Origin of the sequence: Streptomyces yokosukanensis (assembly GCF_001514035.1) — a bacterium.
Lineage (GTDB): Bacteria > Actinomycetota > Actinomycetes > Streptomycetales > Streptomycetaceae > Streptomyces > Streptomyces yokosukanensis.
Genome location: NZ_KQ948214.1, coordinates 303002 through 323022, shown reverse-complemented (window position 1 = coordinate 323022; position 20021 = coordinate 303002). Strand labels below are relative to the sequence as shown.

Here is a 20021-nt window from a genome sequence, read left to right as displayed (position 1 = left end):
CGCGCTCAGGCCTCCGGGATCTCGAACTTCGACGTGCGCTGCATACCGGCGGCGCGTCCCTTGCCGGAGACGACCAGGGCCATCTTGCGGCTGGCCTCGTCGATCATCTCGTCGCCGAGCATCGCGGAGCCCTTCTTGCCGCCCGCCTCGGACGTGTAGTAGTCGTACGCGTCCAGGATCAGCTCGGCGTGGTCGTAGTCCTCCTGCGAGGGCGAGAAGATCTCGTTGGACGCCTCGACCTGGCCCGGGTGCAGCACCCACTTGCCGTCGAAGCCGAGCGCGGCGGCCCGCTGGGCGACCGCGCGGTAGCCCTCGACGTTGCGGATCTGCAGGTAGGGGCCGTCGATCGCCTGGAGGTTGTTGGCGCGGGCGGCCATCAGGATCTTCATCAGGATGTAGTGGTAGGCGTCCGCCGGGTAGCCGGGCGGCTGCTCGCCCACGACCAGCGACTTCATGTTGATGGACGCCATGAAGTCGGCCGGGCCGAAGATGATCGTCTCGATGCGCGGGGAGGCCTCGGCGATCGCGTTGACGTTGTTGAGGCCCTGCGCGTTCTCGATCTGCGCCTCGATGCCGATCTTGCCGACCTCGAAGCCCATGGTCTTCTCGATCTGGGTCAGCAGGAGGTCCAGGGCGACGACCTGCTCGGCGTTCTGGACCTTCGGCAGCATGATGCAGTCCAGGTTCTGGCCCGCGCCCTCGACCACCGTGACGACGTCGCGGTACGTCCACTCGGTCGTCCAGTCGTTGACGCGCACGACCCGCGTCTTGCCCGTCCAGTCGCCCTCGTTGAGGAACTTGACGATCGTGTGCCGGGCCTCGGGCTTGGCGAGCGGGGCGCACGCGTCCTCCAGGTCCAGGAAGACCTGGTCCGCCGGCAGGCCCTGGGCCTTCTCCAGGAAGCGCGGGTTGCTGCCGGGCACGGCCAGGCAGGAGCGCCGCGGGCGAAGGCGGTTGACGGTCGTCATGCGGGGACCTCCAGGGGGTCGAGCTTGTTCGCTTTCCGGATCTCGTCGACGATGCGGCCGATGATTCCGGTGATGTCGAAGTCCTTCGGGGTGAACACCGCGGCCACACCGGCGGCCCGGAGTTGTTCGGCGTCACCGTTCGGGATGATGCCACCTGCGATCACGGGTATATCTGTGGCACCGGCCACACGCAGCCGCTGGAGCACGTCCGGGACCAGCTGGGCGTGCGAGCCGGACAGGATCGACAGGCCGACCGCGTGCACGTCCTCCGCGAGGGCCGCGTCCACGATCTGTTCGGGCGTCAGCCGAATGCCCTGGTAGACCACCTCGAAGCCGGCGTCACGGGCGCGTACGGCGATCTGCTCGGCGCCGTTGGAGTGCCCGTCCAGGCCCGGCTTGCCGACCAGGAAGCGCAGCTTGCCGACGCCGAGGTCGTGGGCGGTGGCGTCCACCTTGGCGCGGACCTCGGCGAGCGCGGAGCCCGGCTCGGCGGCGACCGCCACCGGCGCGGAGGAGACCCCGGTGGGTGCCCGGAACTCGCCGAACACCTCGCGCAGGGCCGCCGTCCACTCGCCGGTGGTGACCCCGGCGCGGGCGCACTCCAGCGTGGCCTCCATCAGGTTGGCGGTGCCCTTGGCGGCCTCCTTCAGCCGCTCCAGCGCCTTGCAGGGGCGCGGGTGGTTGAAGGGCGGCTGGTAGCGCGTGTCGCGCCAGTTCTGCAGCGAGGCGATGACACGGGCCTCGACCGCCGGGTCGACCGTCATGATCGCGGTGTCCAGGTCGGCCGTCAGCGGGTTCGGCTCGGTCGTCTCGTAGATGTTGACGCCGACGATCTTCTCCTGGCCGGACTCGATCCGGGCCCGCCGCTCGGCGTGCGAGGAGACCAGCTGGGCCTTGAGGTAGCCGGACTCGACGGCGGCCATCGCGCCGCCCATCTCCTGGATCCGGTCCATCTCGGCGAGCGACTCCTCGACCAGGGCGGCCACCTTCGCCTCGACGACGTGCGAGCCCGCGAAGATGTCCTCGTACTCCAGCAGGTCGCTCTCGTGCGCCAGGACCTGCTGGATGCGCAGGCTCCACTGCTGGTCCCAGGGCCGGGGCAGGCCCAGGGCCTCGTTCCAGGCCGGCAACTGCACGGCACGCGCGCGTGCGTCCTTCGACAGCGTCACGGCCAGCATCTCCAGCACGATCCGCTGGACGTTGTTCTCCGGCTGCGCCTCGGTCAGGCCGAGGGAGTTGACCTGGACGCCGTAGCGGAACCGGCGCTGCTTGGGGTTCTCGATGCCGTAGCGCTCGCGGGTGACCTTCTCCCAGATGCGGCCGAAGGCGCGCATCTTGCACATCTCCTCGACGAAGCGGACGCCCGCGTTCACGAAGAAGGAGATACGGGCCACCACGTCGCCCATGCGCTCGCGCGGCACCTGGCCGGAGTCGCGCACGGCGTCGAGGACGGCGATCGCGGTGGACATCGCGTACGCGATCTCCTGCACCGGCGTGGCCCCGGCCTCCTGCAGGTGGTAGCTGCAGATGTTGATCGGGTTCCACTTCGGGATGTGGGAGACCGTGTACGCGATCATGTCCGTCGTCAGCCGGAGCGAGGGCCCCGGCGGGAACACATGGGTGCCCCGGGACAGGTACTCCTTGACGATGTCGTTCTGGGTCGTGCCCTGGAGCTTGGTGATGTCCGCGCCCTGCTCCTCGGCGACGACCTGATAGAGCGCCAGCAGCCACATGGCGGTGGCGTTGATCGTCATCGAGGTGTTCATCTGCTCCAGGGGGATGTCCTGGAACAGCCGGCGCATGTCACCGAGGTGCGCGACGGGCACACCGACCCGGCCGACCTCGCCGCGGGCGAGGATGTGGTCGGAGTCGTAGCCCGTCTGCGTCGGCAGGTCGAACGCCACCGACAGACCGGTCTGGCCCTTGGCGAGGTTGCGCCGGTACAGCTCGTTGGACGCCTCGGCCGTCGAGTGGCCCGCGTACGTCCGCATGAGCCACGGACGGTCCTTCTGACGCTCTGTCATCTATGGCTCTCAGACGTTGCGGAAGCGGTTGATGGCGTCGATGTGCTTGGCGCGCATCTCCTCGTCGCGCACGCCGAGCCCCTCCTCGGGGGCGAGGCACAGCACGCCGACCTTGCCCTGGTGCAGGTTGCGGTGCACGTCGTAGGCGGCCTGGCCGGTGTCCTGGAGGGAGTAGACCTTCGACAGGGTCGGGTGGATCTTGCCCTTGGCGATGAGGCGGTTGGCCTCCCAGGCCTCGCGGTAGTTGGCGAAGTGCGAGCCGATGATCCGCTTCAGCGACATCCACAGGTAGCGGTTGTCGTACTCGTGGTTGTAGCCCGAGGTCGAGGCGCAGGTGACGATGGTGCCGCCCTTGCGCGTGACGTACACGGAGGCGCCGAAGGTCTCGCGGCCCGGGTGCTCGAAGACGATGTCCACGTCCTCGCCGCCGGTCAGCTCGCGGATGCGCTTGCCGAAGCGCTTCCACTCCTTCGGGTCCTGGGTGTTCTCGTCCTTCCAGAACCTGTAGCCCTCGGCGTTACGGTCGATGATCGCCTCGGCGCCCATCGAGCGGCAGATGTCCGCCTTCTGGTCGCTGGAGACGACGCAGATCGGGTTGGCGCCGCCGGCCAGCGCGAACTGGGTGGCGTACGAGCCGAGTCCGCCGCTCGCACCCCAGATCAGGACGTTGTCGCCCTGCTTCATCTGGGCGCCGTTGCGGGAGACCAGCTGGCGGTAGGCGGTGGAGTTCACGAGGCCCGGGGCCGCGGCCTCCTCCCAGCTGAGGTGGGCCGGCTTCGGCATCAGCTGGTTGGACTTCACGAGCGCGACCTCGGCGAGGCCGCCGAAGTTGGTCTCGAAGCCCCAGATGCGCTGCTCGGGGTCGAGCATGGTGTCGTTGTGCCCGTCGGAGGACTCCAGCTCGACGGAGAGGCAGTGGGCGACGACCTCGTCACCGGGCTTCCAGGCGTTGACGCCCGGGCCGGTGCGCAGGACGACACCCGCGAGGTCGGAGCCGATGATGTGGTACGGCAGGTCGTGGCGGCGGGTCAGCTCGCTGACCTTGCCGTAGCGCTCCAGGAACCCGAACGTGGACAGCGGCTCGAAGATCGAGGTCCACACCGAGTTGTAGTTGACCGAGGAGGCCATGACGGCCACCAGGGCCTCGCCCGGGCCGAGTTCCGGCACGGGCACCTCGTCGAGGTGGATCGACTTGCGCGGGTCCTTGTCGCGGGTCTCGAGGCCCGCGAACATCTCCGTCTCGTCCTTGTGCACGGTGATCGCGCGGTACGAGTCGGGGAGCGGCAGGGCGGCGTAGTCGGCGGACGTGGCGTCCTTCGACTGGATCGCGTCCAGGATGTCCTTCACGGTCACGGTGTTGCCTCCGGCGGTGAGCGCCCCTGAGGGAGGGGCGCTGAGGGTTCGTCGGTGCTGCGGTGCGTGCTGCTGAGGGTGGTGGAAAGGTGCCGTCGGTTCGGCTCGGTGGTGCTTCGGCAGCGCTTTGTGGCGCGGGAGGTTGCCTGTGACGCAGGCGTCCGGGCGCGCTCAGCCGTTGGCTTGCGGGGACAGCCGACGAGCGAAAGGTCTCTGCTCGCCGGCCGCCCGGACACCATCAACGTATGACACCGCGTGTCAGGCGGCAAGGCACTGAGTGCCAGAAGTTGGGCTCAGGTGAAATCTTTACGTAACAAATGAGCGATGATCGATCGAACGAGGTCTGAAATCTCCACGAAAACGGTCCCTGACATGGCAAAACGGCCACCCCGAAGGGTGGCCGTCCGCGCAGCGGGGGAGCGGGGTCAGCGCTCCTTGAGTGCCTCCTCGATGGTCCGCATGACCTCGTCCAGCGGTGCGTCGGTGCGGGCGACCGTGACCAGCACCTCGCCGTGCGTCGACGCCGTCGCCGGGGCCGTGCCGGCGGCCGTCCTGGGCGCCGGACCGCGCCCGGCCCCGATCCCCGTGCCGAAGGTCTTGCGCACGATCGCGAAGGCGTGGTCCAGCTGAGTCTCGACATCGCCCTGGCCGCCCGCCCGCAGCCAGCGCCGCAGGACGTGGTTGTGGGCGGTGACGACGGCGGAGGCGGCCACCTCGGCCAGCAGCGGGTCGTCGTTGGCGTCGTCGGCGTGGGCGTGCTCGTCGAAGTGGCCGAGCAGGTAGCGGGTGAAGAGGCGCTCGTAGCGGGCCACCGAGGCGATCTCGGCCTCCCGGAGGGTGGGCACCTCACGGGTCAGCTTGTAGCGGGCGACCGAGACCTCCGGTGCGGCCGCGTACATCTTCATGACTTCCTTGATGCCGCGGCACACGGTGTCGAGCGGATGCTCGTGCGCGGGGGCGGCGTTGAGGACCGCCTCGGCGCGGATCAGCGTGTCGTCGTGGTCGGGGAAGATCGCCTCTTCCTTGGAGCGGAAGTGGCGGAAGAAGGTGCGGCGGGCGACTCCGGCGGCGGCCGCGATCTCGTCGACGGTGGTCGCCTCGTACCCCTTGGTCGCGAACAGCTCCATGGCTGCGGCCGCCAGTTCTCGGCGCATCTTGAGCCGCTGGGCGGCGGCGCGACTGCCTGCGGCACTTTCCGGCGCGTCGGGCGTAGCTGGTGTACGTGAGGACTTGGCGGGCTGGGACATGACCCGAACGTACTGCATGTGCGCAGCTCGATGCGCAGGTGTGCCGTTTCCCCCGCCCGGTGAGGGCGGGGGAGGGCCGGGCCGGCCGGGTGGGGCGAGAGAACCGGGATCGAGCAGCCCGCCCCAGTCCGCGTCCGCGTGGGACCAGTCGCCGACGCCGTCAGCGGCGGGCATACTCGCGGAAGCCGCGGCCGGTCTTGCGGCCGAGGCAGCCCGCGGCCACCAGGTGCTCGAGCAGCGGGGCCGGGGCCAGGCCGGGGTCGCGGAACTCGCGGTGCAGGACCTTCTCGATGGCCAGCGAGACATCCAGGCCGACGACGTCCAGCAGCTCGAAGGGGCCCATCGGGTAGCCGCCGCCGAGCTTCATCGCGGCGTCGATGTCGTCCAGGGAGGCGTAGTGCTCCTGGACCATCTTGATCGCGTTGTTCAGGTACGGGAACAGCAGCGCGTTCACGATGAAGCCGGCCCGGTCGCCGCAGTCCACCGCATGCTTCTTGATCTTCGTGCAGACCTCGCGGACGGTCGCGTGGACGTCGTCGGCCGTCAGCACGGTCCGCACGACCTCGACCAGCTTCATCGCCGGCGCCGGGTTGAAGAAGTGCATCCCGATGACGTCCTGCGGGCGCGAGGTGGCGCGGGCGCAGGCGACGACGGGCAGCGAGGAGGTGGTGGTCGCGAGGACCGCGCCCGGCTTGCAGACCTTGTCCAGCGTGGCGAACAGCTGCTGCTTGACCTGAAGGTCCTCGGCGATCGCCTCGACGGCCAGGTCGACCTCGGCGAAGGCGTCGTAGGACCCGGCCGGGGCGACCCGGTCCAGGATCTGCGCGGCGGCCTCGGCCGTCAGGCGGCCCTTGTCGACAGAGCGCGAAAGGGACTTGCCGATACGGGCCTTGGCGGCCTGCGCCTTCTCCGCGCTGCGGGCGGCCAGGACGACGTCGTAGCCCGCCTTGGCGAACACCTCGGCGATGCCCGAGGCCATGGTGCCCGAACCGGCGACGCCCACCGAGCGGACGGTGCGGCCCGTCGCCCCGTCGCCCGCGACGGCCGGGGTGAGCCCGTCCGGCACGACCGTGGCGCTGCCCGGCGCCGCATAGGTGTAGAAGCCGCGCCCGGACTTGCGGCCGGTCAGGCCCGCCTCGCTGAGCTGCTTCAGGATCGGCGCCGGGGCGTGCAGCCGGTCGCGGGACTCGGCGTACATCGCCTCCAGGACGGTACGCGCGGTGTCGACGCCGATCAGGTCCAGCAGCGCGAGCGGGCCCATCGGCAGGCCGCAGCCCAGCCGCATCGCCGCGTCGATGTCCTCGCGGGAGGCGTAGCGCGCCTCGTACATCGCGGCGGCCTGGTTGAGGTAGCCGAACAGCAGCCCGTCGGCGACGAAACCGGGGCGGTCGCCGACCGCGACCGGTTCCTTGCCCAGCTCGAGCGCGAGGTCCGTGATCGTGGCGACGGCCTGCGGCGCGGTCAGCACCGAGGAGACCACCTCGACCAGCTTCATCGCCGGGGCCGGGTTGAAGAAGTGCAGCCCGAGCACCCGCTCGGGGCGGGCCGAGTCGGCGGCGAGCCGGGTGACGGACAGGGCGTTGGTGCCGGTGGCGAGGATCGTCTCGGGGCGGACGATGCCGTCCAGCTCGCGGAAGATCTGCTGCTTGATCTCGTACGACTCCGGGGCCACCTCGATGACGAGGTCGGCGTCGGCCGCCGCGGCGAGGTCGGTGGCGGTGCGGACCCGGGCCAGTGCCTCGGTGCGCTCCTGCTCGGTGAGCCGGCCGCGCTCCACGCAGTGGGCGGTGGAGGCTTCCAGGGCCGCCAGGGAGCGCGCGGCCTGGGCCTCGCTGACGTCGATGCCGATCACCTCGCGACCTGCCTTGGCGAGGACCTCGGTGATGCCGGTGCCCATGGTGCCGAGGCCGACGACGGCGATCGTCTTGAACGGGGACATCGGGGTGTCGGACTGGGGGGACAGGGGAGTGGCCATCGCGGGACTCCAGAAATGAGGGTGACGACGAGGAGCGCGCCGGGTGCGCCGGGAGGCGCACCGCGGTGCGGAGAAGGATGCGGGTGTTGTCGGGCTGCAAGCGCACACGCCCGGAGCTGCCGGTGCCACGGGCGCGCACACGCCCGGGAGCGGCAGGGATGCCGACCGGCCCTGTCCCGGAGCCGGGTCGTACTGCGGTACATGTCGTACCGAACCGACAACGCTCGCGACGGCCGCGTCACCAAACCGTCGCCAACGGAAGTGCGAGTGGGTAACTCGCTCGTCTGAGCTTAACCGGCGGGTAACGAGCGCGCCAGACCTGAGTCGCACCGGACTTTGTGATGTAGCTCCCCCGGTCCCCGTGACGCGCCTACGCTGGACTTCGTGGACGAAGAGTTGCGATCGCTCACGGAGCGCTTACGGCAGGAGTCGCGCGGCCCGGTGGCGTTCGACCGGCTGCTGGCGACCGAGGACCACGACGAACTCGCGGAGGTGCTCACCGCGCCCGGACAGCCGCTGTGGGCCAGGGAACTGGTCGCGTTCCGGCTCGGAGTCGCCGGTGACCGGCGGGCCTTCGAGTCCCTGGTGCTCCTGCTCAACCACCGTGACCCACCGCGCTGCGCGTCCGCCGCCCACGCCCTCGCCCGGCTCGGCGACCCGCGCACGGCACGGGCGGCGGCGGCCCTGGCGACGAACGAACTGCGGGTGGCCTACGCCCTGCACCCCGTGCGCCTCCTGGTCGAACTGCGCGCCCCCGAGTCCGTCCCCGCGCTCATCACCACGCTGGAGCGCCGACTGCGCCCGCACGACCCCTACCGCCGGGTGGCCCTCGCCTGCGTCGAGGGTCTGGGCACCCTCGCCGATCCCCGTGCCCGCCGCGTCCTGAAGGAGGCCCTCGCCCATCCGGCCCTGGCAAGGGCGGCGGCGCGGGCGCTGGGCAGCATCCCGGAGGAGGAGCAGGCCAGATGACTGCCGGCCGGCCGGACCGTGGCGCGGCGGTCGGGGCGCGATGTGCCAAGGAACCGGCCGTGGCGCGGTGTTGAGAGGGCCCGTTCGGTGCGCGGGCCGTTCGACGGGCATGGTGGGGAGGCGCTGTTAGGGTGCCCTGCCGTGAGTGAGACATGAGCGGCAAGGGCCGCGGCGGGTCGAAGGACCCCGACCCCTCGGCGGACGGACTGTTCCGCCGCCTGAGCGGGGAACTGGACCGGTCCGCTGGCCGAGCGCGAGATCCCGCTGCGGCTCGTCGTACGGCGGTGGTCGCAGCTGCTCGCCTTCGACCTCGTCGTGGTGGCGGCCGGCTCCCTCGTCGCCGTGAAGGTGGGGAACTGGCCCGCGGTCGCCACCTGGGTCGCGTTCACCCTCGTGTACGTCTGCCGGCTGCGGCGGCGGATGCCGCGCTCCCCGGGGCACGAACTCGCCGGGATCCTCGCGGGGTTCGGCTATGTGATCCTCGTCGTCGGCGCCGGCTACGGCACCCCCGGGGTCTACCTCGACATCTGGGGCGAGCAAGGCACCGCGACCGTCGTCGACCAGAGCACCACGCGCACGCGCGGCGGCGGCGAGGAGTACACCTGCACGGTCGTCCTCCCCAACGGCGACTCGCGACGCCTGCAGGCATCCAGCGGGACTTGCAGGAACCTGGAGCCGATGGCCGACGACCGGGTGCCGGTGGTCTACGACCCGGCGCATGTGATCCTCCCCGTGGCCGGGACCAAGGCCCGGCTCGGGACGGCGAAGAGCGTACTGCCGTCCGGGATCGGGCTGTTGCTGGTCCTCACCGGCGCCGCCCACGTGATCGGCCGCACGGCGAAGGCTCGGCGCGAACGTTGCCTGCCGGGGCACTAGGGCCTGTCCGATGGGTCAGGCCGGGTGGGCCGAATCCGGCGGGCGCGGTGTGCCGCTCCCGCGGCCAACTGCCCGGCAAAAAGGCCGTGGTGCGATGCAACCTGCCTCCGTGCCCGTGCGTATTAGAGGCGATACCGCACCTCACCAGGGGGATTTACATGTACTTGGACCGTTCGGCCGGACGGGCCGCCGGCCGTTTCGGCGCTGTTGTCGTGGCCTGCGCGGCCCTGTTCTCGGCCGCCGGCTGTTCGACGGACGCGGGTACCGGCATCAGGGCGGCCACGGACGCGCCGACCTCCCGGGCCTCCACCGCGGCGGCCGACAAGGCCGCGGGCGGACACGGCGACGGCGCGGGCAAGGCGTCCGCGGCCCGCCCGGCTCCGTCGGGGCCGGAGCCCGCCGTGCTCGCGCAGGCGAGGGTGAACATGTCCGACGGGCAGACGGTCGGTGTGGGCATGCCCATATCCGTCACCTTCTCCCGGCCGGTCCCCGCCGCCGAGCGCAAGGACGTGGAGGGCTGGCTGCGCGTGCAGACCTCCTCGGGCACGTCCGGCGCGTGGAGCTGGGTGAACGACGACGCCCACCTGGACGGACAGCGGGTCGACTTCCGCCCCCGCACCACCTACTGGCAGTCCGGCACCAGGATCACCCTCCGTCTCGGCTCGCACGGCGCCCGGCACTTCACCATCGGCCGGTCGCTGGTCGCCACGGTCGACGCGAAGACGCACATGATGACCGTCCGCACCGGCGGTACGGCACAGCGAATCCCGGTCACCACCGGGGCGCCCGGGACGGACACCTGGAACGGGACGATGGTCGTCATGGGCAAGCAGCCCAAGGTGTACATGGACTCCCGCACCGTGGGCCTCGGCGACACCTACCACGGCTACTACTACTGGGCCGTGCACCTGACGACGTCGGGGACGTACGTGCACCAGAACCCGCGGGCCAACACCGAGGCCGGACACCGCAACGTCACGCACGGCTGCGTCGGCCTCGCCTCCGACGGCACCGCCCAGCGCTTCTACGACCGCATACGCATCGGTGACGTCATCACGGTCACCGGGGCGGACAAGGGCGTCGTCGCCACCGGCAACGGCTACGGCGACTGGAACCTGACCTGGAAGCGGTGGCTCGCGCACAGCGCCTTCGGCGCCACCACGACCGCATGACCCCCGTCGCACCGCCCCTGCGCCACACGCGCCCCGCGCCGTGAGAAGAGAGCACGACAAGGTGACCGAGGACGAGTTCGACCTCTTCTACACGGCCGCCTGCCCGCGTCTGGTCGGTCAGCTGTACGCCCTGACGGGCGACTACGCCGAAGCCCAGGACGTGGTCCAGGAGGCGTTCGCACGCGCCTGGGAGCGGCGTTCGTCCGTTCTGAACGGCGACCGGGATCCCGAGGCGTGGATCCGCACGGTGGCACATCGTCTGGCGATGAGCAGCTGGCGTCGGGCGCGCCGCTGGTGGGAGCTGGTGCGGGGCGAGTCCGCCCCGCAGCCGGCGTCCGAACCGAACCCCGACCATGTGGCACTGGTCGCCGCTCTGCGGCGCCTGCCCGAGGCCCAGCGGACCGCGATCGTGCTGCACCACCTGTGCGATCTGAGCGTGGAGCAGATAGCCGCCGAGACAGGTGCGGCCGTCGGCACCGTCAAGGCGCGTCTGTCACGCGGCCGTTCGGCACTCGCCGCTCACCTGGTGAGCGAGGAAAACCACTCCCCGGAGGAAGCCTGTGTCTGACCAGCCACCACCGCACCCCCTGACCGAGACGGAGCTGTCGGCCCGGCTCCGCGGCCTGGCCGCGCAGGGCGCGGCACCGGCCACCGGGGCACAGGCGAGGAGCCGGGCGCGACGACGCCGCACCGGCCAGCGCGTCCTGCTGTCCACCACCGCGCTGGCGGCGGTGGCCCTCGCCGCCGTCGTCTCCGGCGCCCTCGGTTCCTCCACCGAGTCGGCCGCACCCCCCGCGGCGTCAGCGCCCCACATCCCCGCACCCGCCCCGTCCCCGACGCCCGTGCAGCGGGTGACGATCGACCTGGACGCCCACACCCTGACCATCGAGGGCAGGACGTTCCCCATCAGCGGGGTGCAGGAGAACTGCCCGATCGGCGAGAAGACGGTCACGGTCGCCGCCAAGTACCCCACCTTGACCATGCCCCCCAACAAGTACATGAAGTTGACCAAGCACGTGGACGTCAGGCGGTGGGCCGTCACCTTCACCGACCGCAGTCACCACCAGCGGCTGCTGATGAACGCCCTGGATCCGTCCGCCGGTCTCGCCAGCATCGGCGAGGACGCCGGCCCCGGCGCCATCGCCCTCTCACCCCAGGACGGGAAATGGGTGTACGACGCCGTCAAGCCCGGCGCGCGCGTGCAGATCAAGGGCCGACAGGCCGCGAGCGCAGACCCGGACTCCGTGTGCTACGAGCGGAAGCCGGTCACCGGCGGCCACTGAGCGACGGACGTATGCACTGATGCAGCACGTCTGACCTCCCCTTACCCAAGGCCCCCAAGGCCCCCACTCCTGGAATCTTCGAATCCCGATGACCGAAATGACTGCCAAGACACCCGAGAACACCTTCCTTCCGGCGGGCCGGCGCCGACACCGCAAGCCCGGACCGAACGGCACGGGAACCGGTCTGCGCCGGGCCCTCGTCCTCGCCATGGCCGTGCCCGTGGCGTCCGCCGCCCTGGCGGGCCCGTCCGCCTTCGCCGCCCAGAAGGGGGTCGGCGCGACGGCCGGGGCCCGCGGCCTGGACACCGACGACCGGCACATGGCCAAGAACCTGAAGACCCGGGTCCTCGACCGGCGGCTGGGCTCGAACGTGAGCGGCGTGGTCCTCGACGCCGCCTCGGACACCACCGTCTGGGGCCACAACGCCTCCGCCGCACTGATGCCGGCGTCCAACACCAAGCTCGCCACCTCGACCGCCGCCCTGACCGTGCTCGGACCGCAGCACCGGTTCACCACGAAGGTCGTCTACGGCCACGGCACCCTGACCCTCGTCGGGGGCGGCGACCGCACCCTGACCACCGCCGACCTCGCGGAGTTGGCGAAGACCGCGATCGCCGGACTGAGGGCCGCGGGCCTGACCACCGTGAAGGTCGGCGTCGACGACAGCCTGTTCCCCGAGCCGACCCTGGCCAAGGGCTGGAACGAGGGCTACTACCCCGACACCGTCGCCCCGGTCCGCGCGCTGGTCGTCGACGGGCACGGCGTCCAGGACACCTCCATCGACGCCGGGCGGGTCTTCGCCGGGCAACTCGCCGCGGGCGGCGTCACGGTCACCGGCGACGTCACCCGCGCCGCCGCGCGCTCGACGGACGTTCCGGTCGCCCAGCACACGTCGGCGCCGCTGTCGGCCGTCGTCCGCACGATGCTCAAGCGCAGCGACAACGACATCGCCGAGACACTGCTGCGGATGACGGCCCTGGGCGCCGGCCGCCCGGCCACCTTCCAGAACGGCACCGAGGTCGTGCGCCAGGTGCTGAGCCGGGTGTACGGCGTTTCGCTCGACAACGTCAAGCTCTACGACGGCAGCGGCCTGTCCCGGGCCGACCGCATCCCGGCCGCCACCCTCGCGCAGATCCTCGAACTGCTGACGCAGCCCCGTCACGAGCACACCCTCGGCGCCATCCGCGACGGCCTTCCCGTCTCCGGCGAGGCCGGCAGCACGCTCGGCCCGGAGTACGGCCGCTTCGACGACGCCCACTCCGTCTGCGCGGTGGGCAAGGTGCGCGCGAAGACCGGCACCCTCACCGGTGCCGTCTCGCTGAGCGGTCTGACGCGGGGCAAGGACGGTGCGTGGAAGGTGTTCTCCTTCGTCGAGAACGGTGCCACGGCCGACCCGAACGCCGTCAAGGACGCCATGGACGACCTCGCGGCGACCGTCAACGGCTGCTACGCGTAAGGGATTCGGCCTCGGTGGCGGTGGGCGGGCCCTGTCAGGCGCCCTCCGTGCCCACCACCGCCAGTGCCTCGATCTCCATCAGGAACTCCGGGGCCACCAGGGCCGCCACCTGCAGTGCGGAGGACGCCGGGAGGCGGTCGTCGGGTATGTGGGCGGCGCGGGCCGCGCGGATCGCCGGCAGGTGGGCCGTGTCGGTGACGAAATAGGTCAGCTTCACCACGTGTTCGAAACCGGCGCCCGCGGCGGCCAGGCAGCGCCTCAGGTTCTCGAAGACCTGGCGGGCCTGGGCGGCGGGGTCGCCCTCGCCGACCAGCTTGCCGTGCTCGTCCAGGGCGAGCTGGCCGGAGACGGCGACGAAACGCCCGGTCGCCGAGACGACGTGGCTGTACTGGGCCGCGGGGGCCACGCCGTCGGGGGCGGGGATCCGGGTCGGTTCACTCATGTCACTCATGGCCTCGTGCTGATCGCTCATGGCTCCATGGTGGACCATCCCACTGACAACGCCCCCGACGTCCGGCCCGGTTGCTCAGCGGCGGGAGCCGAGCAGGTCGTGCAGGACCGAGCCGTGGGAGGCGGTCGGCGCGGCCTTCGTGGCCAGCGGCTTCGGGTCCGGTGACTTCTTGCACACCGCGTCGGCGACACCGGAGCCGCGCGGCACCGTGCCGTCCGTCAGGTACGCGGCCAGATATGTGTCGAGGCAGGTGTTGTCGCTCAGCGTGACACCGTGGTTGCCGCCGCCGTCCTCGACCACGAGGCTGGAGTGGGCGAGCAGCCGGTGGACCGTGACGCCGCCGGGGTACGGCGTGGCCGCGTCGTCCGTCGCCTGGAAGAGCAGCGTCGGCGGCAGCTTGGTGTTGGCGATGCTCATCGGCTTGCGCTTCGCGGTCGACCAGAAAGCGCACGGCGCGTTGTACCAGGCGTTGTTCCAGGCCATGAAGGGTGCCTTGCGGTACACCGACCAGGTGTCCGCGCGCCATTGGTTCCAGCCGATGGGCCAGGAGGTGTCACGGCACTGCACCGCCGCGTAGATGCTGTAGCCGTTGTCGCCCGAGCCGTCCACGGCTCCGTACTTCTCGTACGCCTCCAGCAGCGGCCCGGTGTCGTGGTCGCGCACGTACGCCGCGAACGCCTCGGCGAGATAGGGCCAGTCGCCGTTGTAGTAGCCGCCGGGGATGAAGGTGTCCTCCAGCTCCGAGGCGCCCACCTTGCCGTCGGCCGGCTGCTTGGCCAGGGCCGCCCGCATCGCGTACCACGCGGCCTCGACCTTCGCGGGGTCCTTGCCGAGGTGGTAAGCGGAGTCGTAGCGGGCGATCCACGCCATCAGCGCGCGGTGGCGGTTGTTGAAGGCGTAGTCCTGGGCGAGGTTGTCCTTGTACCAGACACCGGTCGGGTCGACGATCGAGTCCAGCACCAGGCGGCGGACCCGCTGCGGATACATCTTCGCGTAGACCGCGCCGAGGTAGGTGCCGTAGGAGTAGCCGAAGTAGTTGATCGTCGGTGTGCCGAGCGCCTGGCGGATGGAGTCCATGTCGCGCACGGCGCTGATGGTGTCGATGTACGGCAGCACGTCGGCGTACTTGTGGGCACAGGACGTGGCGAAGGCCTTCGCGCGCGCGAGGTTGGTCCGCTCCAGCGTGGCCGAGGCGGGCACGGTGTCCGGGCGCACCGTCTTGAAGTGGCCGGGCGCGCAGTCCAGCGCCGGGCTGCTCCTGCCGACCCCGCGCGGGTCGAAGCCGATGACGTCGTACTGCGCGGCGACGCTCGCCGGCAGGGCCGAGGCGACGTATCCGGCGAGCTTCAGACCGCTGCCGCCGGGGCCGCCGGGGTTGACCAGGAGGGGGCCCTGGGAGGTCGGCGCGGTGTGCGGGACGCGGGAGAGGGCGAGCGAGATCTGCCGGCCCGACGGGTGGGTGTGGTCCAGCGGCACCTTCAGGGACGCGCACTGGAGCGTCGGATAAGAGTTGGTGCCGCACGCCCTCCAGGCGATCTGGGCGGCGGGATCGGGCTCGGCGGCTGCCTGGGCGGGCAGGGCCGTGACCGAGCCCGCCAGCACGGCGGCGGCTGCGCACAGCACGGCTGCGCGTGGTGTCATGCGTCCTCCCGGGACGGAGGTTTCGGCGGACCGCGAAGGTCACATCTGTCGCCGCATCGTCCCGGCGTCGGCGCCCTGAAGAACGTCTTATAGGCATAGTTGACCCGATTGGGTCGCCCGAAGCCCTCGAACGCCGCTCAGCCGAAGGCGGCCACGGCTCGTCACGCGGGCCCGAGCGCGGGCGCGGCTCTCCTGTGCGGGCGGGCGTCGCACTCACATGAGGGTGAGCTGGGTCGGTTCGGTCACGGCCGGGGGGCCGGCCGGGCGCGCCGGTTCGATCCGGCGGGCCAGGCCCGCGCGGGTGGGCCCGATGCCGTACTCCCGTGCCAGCTCGTGCACCTGACGGGTGATCCGGCGCTGGTACCACTTGGGCGCGTAGGCGCCCTCCGCGTACAGCCGCTCGTAGCGCCGCACCAGACAGGGATGGTGCTGGGCGAGCCAGGCCATGAACCACTCCCGCGCGCCGGGCCGCAGATGCAGCGTGAGCGGGGTCACCGAGGTGGCCCCGGCCTCCGCTATGGCCCGTACGGTGGCCCGCAGCCGATCCGGATGGTCGCTCAGGAACGGGATGACCGGCGCCATCAGCACCCCGCAGCCGATGCCGTGCTCACCGAGGGCGCGTACGACGTCCAGCCGGCGCTCGGGCGCGGGCGTGCCCGGCTCCACCGTGCGCCACAGCTCGGTGTCGAGGAAGCCGACGGAGACCGAGATGCCCACGTCCGTCACCTGGGCCGCCCGCACCAGCAGGTCGAGGTCGCGCAGGATCAGGGTGCCCTTGGTGAGGATCGAGAACGGGTTGGCGTGCTCGGTGAGGGCGGAGATGATGCCCGGCATCAGCCGGTAGCGGCCCTCCGCGCGCTGGTAGCAGTCGACGTTCGTGCCCATCGCCACGTGGTCGCCCTGCCAGCGGCGGGAGGCCAGCTGACGGCGCAGCACCTCGGGCGCGTTCACCTTGACCACGATCTGGGTGTCGAAGCCGAGGCCGGTGTCGAGGTCCAGATAGCTGTGCGTCTTCCTGGCGAAACAGTAGACGCACGCGTGCGTGCAGCCCCGATAGGGGTTCACCGTCCACTCGAACGGCATGCGTGAGGCGCCCGGCACCCGGTTCAGCACCGAGCGTGCCCTGACCTCGTGGAAGGTGATCCCGTGGAACTCGGGCGTGTCGAAGGTGCGGGTGGTCACGGCGTCCGCGCCGAACAGCGCGGCCTCGGCCGCCCGGCCGTGCTCGACACGCTCCCCGGGCGGCTCGGACGCCCTGGCCGCCGCGGGCTCGACGGTGAGGTTCTCCCAGCGCATGACGCCTCCTCGATCGCACTGCGGCATAGAATAGAACAACTGTTCCCATGATCGTGCGGCCCTTGCTGAGGACCCCCGATTTGGGTGGCCGGGCACCGGGGTGGTTGGCTTGTTCCAACCCCGAGAAACCAGGTCGTGGAGGAACGCAATGGCGCAGGTCGAGGCCACTACGGAGCGGGTCGTCGCGGCGGACGCGGAGAAGGTGTTCGACGCCCTCGCCGACTACCGCGGCACGCGGCAGAAGCTGCTGCCCGAGCACTTCAGCGAGTACGAGGTCCGTGAGGGCGGCGACGGCGAGGGCACCCTCGTCCACTGGAAGCTCCAGGCCACCAGCAAGCGCGTGCGTGACTGCCTGCTGGAGGTCGGCGAGCCCACCGACGGCGAGCTGGTCGAGAAGGACCGCAACTCCTCCATGGTCACCACCTGGACCGTCACCCCGGCCGGCGAGGGCAGGTCCAGGGTCGTCGTCCACACCACCTGGCAGGGTGCCGGCGGCATCGGAGGCTTCTTCGAGAAGACCTTCGCGCCCAAGGGTCTCGGCCGGATCTACGACGCCCTGCTCGCCAACCTCGCCGCCGAGGTCGAGAAGTAGAGCCAAGCTCCCACCGGTGAAGGGGCGTTGTGCCCCTTCACCGGTTCGAGTGGATCTCCGTGCCCTCCCCAACCCTGCCGTAACTCGCCGCAGTTGTTCGCAGTTGTCGCCTTGTGCGGGACATGTGACAGGTGTGACGAGGGGAGCGGTACGTGGGCGGGACGACTCTGGTGACGCACGAGCCGGTCGCGGCACCGGCGCCGGGGGAGGAGAGCGCCCCGCGCGAGGAGACCGCCGCGGCACCGCCCCCGCCCGCACCGGCCGCCGCACTCGGCACGCGCCGAGTCCGGTTGGTGTTCTTCGGACTGATGCTCGCCCTGCTGCTCGCGGCGCTCGACCAGATGATCGTCGCGACCGCGCTGCCGAAGGTCGTCGGCGAACTGCACGGCCTGGACCGGATGTCCTGGGCGATCACCGCCTATCTGCTCACCTCCACCATCGGCCTGCCGCTCTACGGCAAGCTCGGCGACCTCGTCGGCCGCAAGGGCGTCTTCCAGTTCGCCATCGCCGTCTTCGTCGTCGGCTCCGCGCTCGCCGGCCGCGCCCAGTCCATGGACCAGCTGATCGCCTTCCGCGCGGTCCAGGGCATCGGCGCGGGCGGGCTCATGATCGGTGTGCAGGCGATCATCGCCGACATCGTGCCGCCCCGCGAACGAGGCCGCTACATGGGCCTGATCGGTGCCGCCTTCGGACTCGCCTCCGTCGCCGGGCCCCTGCTCGGCGGCTACTTCACCGACCACCTCTCCTGGCGCTGGTGCTTCTACGTCAACGTCCCCTTCGGACTGCTCACCCTCGCCGTCGTCACCCTCGTCCTGAAACTCCCCAAGCCCACGAGCCGCGGGCGCCTCGACGTCCTGGGCACCCTGCTGCTCGCCGCCGCCTCCACCTGCCTGGTCCTGCTGAGCAGCTGGGGCGGAACCGAGTACGCCTGGGGCTCGCGGCAGATCATCGGCCTCGGCGCCGGCGCGTTCGCCGCCACCGTCCTCTTCCTCGTGGCCGAGCACCTCGCGGCCGAACCCCTCATCCCGCTCCGGCTGTTCCGCGACTCCGTCTTCAACATCAGCGGCCTGGTGGGCCTCGTGATCGGCGTCGCCCTGTTCGGCGCCGCCAGCTATCTGCCGACCTTCCTGCAGATGGTCGACGGGGCCAGCGCCACCGAGTCCGGGCTGCTGATGCTGCCCATGATGGGCGGGATCGTCGGCGCCTCCATCATCGGCGGCCAGCTCATCAGCCACACCGGCCGCTACAAGATCTACCCCGTGCTCGGCGGCGCCGTCTCCGCCGTCGGCATGTGGCTGCTGTCCCGCCTCGAAGTCGACACGCCCCGGCTGCAGTACAGCATCTGGATGGCCGTCCTCGGCGCCGGCATCGGCCTGGTGATGCCGGTCCTCGTCCTCGCCGTGCAGAACTCGGTGCGGCCCGCCGACCTCGGCACCGCCACCAGCGCCAACAACTACTTCCGGCAGATCGGCGGCAGCGTGGGCGCCGCGATCTTCGGCACCCTCTTCGCCAACCGGCTCACCGACGCCCTGCGCACGGAACTGCCGCCGCGCGCCGGAGTCCGGCTGCCCGACCCCCAGTCCATCACCCCGCAGCTCGTCCACGCGCTGCCCCCGGCGCTGCGCGACGCCTACATCCGCGCCTACGCCGACGCGATGCCCCGGATCTTCCTCTACCTGGTCCCGGTGCTCGCCCTCGGCCTGCTCATCGCCTTCTTCCTCAAGGAGAAACCTCTGGTGTCCCACCACACCGCCGAAACAGAGCCGGATCCCGAGACCGACGACGTGAGCGCGAACGTCCCCATCCCGCAGGCCCGTTCGTCGTACGCCGCCGGGATCCCCGTCTGCGGCACGGTGCAGCACCCCGACGGCACCGTGGTGCCCCGCGCCGCGCTCACCCTCATCGATGTCGCCGGAGTGCAGATCGGGCGGGGCGCGAGCGGCGATGACGGACGGTACGCGCTCAGCACGCCCGGCTCGGGGGCGTATGTGCTGATCGCGGCCGCCGGCGGCCACCAGCCGCAGGCCGTCTCCGTCACCGTCGGCGAACGGCCCGTCGAGCTCGACGTGGTCCTCGGCGGCGCCGGACGCCTCGCGGGCAGCGTCGTGACCGCCGACGGCACCCCCGTGCGCGACGCCACCGTCACCCTCACCAATGTGCACGGCGAGGTCGTCGCCACCACCCGCAGCGGCCGCGAGGGCGGCTACGTCATCACCGAGCTGGTCGCCGGCGAGTACACCCTCGCCGCCAGCGCCCCCGCCTTCCGCCCGGCCGCGCTCCCGGTCACCGTGCAGGCCGCGCGGGAGACCCGGCAGAACGTCGAACTCGCGGGTGGCGCCGTGCTGAAGGGCACCGTGCGGGCGAGCGGCGGACGGCCCGTGGAGGACGCGCGGGTGACGCTCCTCGACGCCGCGGGCAACGTCGTCGACACCCTCACCACCGGCATGGACGGAACCTTCCGGTTCGTCGACCTGTCCTCCGGGGAGTACACCGTCATCGCCGCCGGCTACCCGCCGGTCGCCACCGTGCTGCAGGTCGCGGGCGGCGGCCGTACCGAACGCGACCTGCAGTTGGGCCACGAGGACTGAGCGAGCACGCGGCCGCGGCGCCCGCAGGGCGCTGAGCTGCGCGCGGGTGCGATGCGGTGAAACCAATTCCAGGATTGCCACACATCGCGACCGACCGCCGCCGTACCGTAGTGGGGGGCGGCACAGATCG

16 protein-coding genes are annotated in these 20021 nt (G+C 71.2%); 8 read left to right on the top strand and 8 right to left on the bottom strand.

What is annotated here, in order from left to right; genetic code table 11:
- Window positions 1–5: 5 nt before the first annotated feature.
- The 5 genes from AQI95_RS23605 to AQI95_RS23585 form a co-directional block, all read right to left on the bottom strand.
- Window positions 6–968, bottom strand: a complete 963-nt coding sequence (locus tag AQI95_RS23605; protein WP_067127081.1) for an HpcH/HpaI aldolase/citrate lyase family protein — start codon at window positions 966–968, stop codon at window positions 6–8.
- The gene (locus AQI95_RS23600) at window positions 965–2992 is read right to left on the bottom strand and encodes a protein meaA (RefSeq protein ID WP_067127078.1); all 2028 of its coding nucleotides are present in this window, start codon (window positions 2990–2992) and stop codon (window positions 965–967) included. Before AQI95_RS23600 ends, AQI95_RS23605 begins: the two co-directional genes overlap by 4 nt.
- A gap of 9 nt (window positions 2993–3001) precedes the next feature.
- Window positions 3002–4339, bottom strand: a complete 1338-nt coding sequence (gene ccrA, locus AQI95_RS23595; RefSeq protein ID WP_208614250.1) for a crotonyl-CoA carboxylase/reductase — start codon at window positions 4337–4339, stop codon at window positions 3002–3004.
- 431 nt (window positions 4340–4770) lie between these two features.
- The gene (locus tag AQI95_RS23590) at window positions 4771–5592 is read right to left on the bottom strand and encodes a TetR family transcriptional regulator (RefSeq protein WP_208614244.1); all 822 of its coding nucleotides are present in this window, start codon (window positions 5590–5592) and stop codon (window positions 4771–4773) included.
- A gap of 160 nt (window positions 5593–5752) precedes the next feature.
- Entirely contained in the window at window positions 5753–7567 is a 1815-nt protein-coding gene (locus AQI95_RS23585) for a 3-hydroxyacyl-CoA dehydrogenase family protein (protein ID WP_067127068.1), read from the bottom strand.
- Window positions 7568–7951: 384 nt separating this feature from the next.
- Here AQI95_RS23585 and AQI95_RS23580 point away from each other — a divergent pair, with 384 nt between their 5' ends.
- From AQI95_RS23580 to dacB, 6 genes are all read left to right on the top strand, one after another.
- Window positions 7952–8536 carry an adenylosuccinate lyase gene (locus AQI95_RS23580; protein WP_067127065.1) on the top strand — a complete coding sequence of 195 codons (585 nt, stop codon included), beginning with the start codon at window positions 7952–7954 and terminating at the stop codon, window positions 8534–8536.
- 318 nt (window positions 8537–8854) lie between these two features.
- Window positions 8855–9412 (top strand): hypothetical protein, encoded by a 558-nt coding sequence (locus AQI95_RS23575; RefSeq protein WP_159056559.1) that lies wholly within the window; start codon window positions 8855–8857, stop codon window positions 9410–9412.
- A gap of 158 nt (window positions 9413–9570) precedes the next feature.
- Window positions 9571–10584, top strand: coding sequence for a L,D-transpeptidase (locus AQI95_RS23570; protein ID WP_079071416.1), 1014 nt, complete (start codon window positions 9571–9573; stop codon window positions 10582–10584).
- 61 nt (window positions 10585–10645) lie between these two features.
- Complete coding sequence (locus AQI95_RS23565; RefSeq protein ID WP_067127058.1) at window positions 10646–11152, top strand: SigE family RNA polymerase sigma factor; 507 nt, start codon at window positions 10646–10648, stop codon at window positions 11150–11152.
- Window positions 11145–11867 (top strand): L,D-transpeptidase, encoded by a 723-nt coding sequence (locus AQI95_RS23560; RefSeq protein ID WP_067127055.1) that lies wholly within the window; start codon window positions 11145–11147, stop codon window positions 11865–11867. The genes AQI95_RS23565 and AQI95_RS23560 overlap by 8 nt, the downstream gene beginning before the upstream one ends.
- Window positions 11868–11955: 88 nt before the next feature.
- On the top strand, window positions 11956–13323 hold the full coding sequence (gene dacB, locus AQI95_RS23555; protein WP_067127052.1) for a D-alanyl-D-alanine carboxypeptidase/D-alanyl-D-alanine endopeptidase: 1368 nt from the start codon (window positions 11956–11958) through the stop codon (window positions 13321–13323).
- A gap of 34 nt (window positions 13324–13357) precedes the next feature.
- On the opposite strand, the gene AQI95_RS23550 is transcribed toward dacB, so the two are convergent.
- From AQI95_RS23550 to AQI95_RS23540, 3 genes are all read right to left on the bottom strand, one after another.
- Entirely contained in the window at window positions 13358–13765 is a 408-nt protein-coding gene (locus AQI95_RS23550; protein ID WP_067127528.1) for a RidA family protein, read from the bottom strand.
- An 84-nt stretch (window positions 13766–13849) separates the two neighbouring features.
- On the bottom strand, window positions 13850–15415 hold the full coding sequence (locus AQI95_RS23545) for an alpha/beta hydrolase (protein ID WP_067127050.1): 1566 nt from the start codon (window positions 15413–15415) through the stop codon (window positions 13850–13852).
- A 213-nt stretch (window positions 15416–15628) separates the two neighbouring features.
- Window positions 15629–16711 (bottom strand): Rv2578c family radical SAM protein, encoded by a 1083-nt coding sequence (locus tag AQI95_RS23540; protein WP_067127047.1) that lies wholly within the window; start codon window positions 16709–16711, stop codon window positions 15629–15631.
- Window positions 16712–16859: 148 nt separating this feature from the next.
- On the opposite strand from AQI95_RS23540, the gene AQI95_RS23535 reads away from it, so the two are divergent.
- Both AQI95_RS23535 and AQI95_RS23530 read left to right on the top strand, forming a co-directional pair.
- Window positions 16860–17303, top strand: a complete 444-nt coding sequence (locus AQI95_RS23535) for an SRPBCC family protein (protein WP_067127044.1) — start codon at window positions 16860–16862, stop codon at window positions 17301–17303.
- Window positions 17304–17455: 152 nt separating this feature from the next.
- Window positions 17456–19891, top strand: coding sequence for an MFS transporter (locus tag AQI95_RS23530; RefSeq protein WP_067127041.1), 2436 nt, complete (start codon window positions 17456–17458; stop codon window positions 19889–19891).
- Window positions 19892–20021 lie beyond the last annotated feature (130 nt).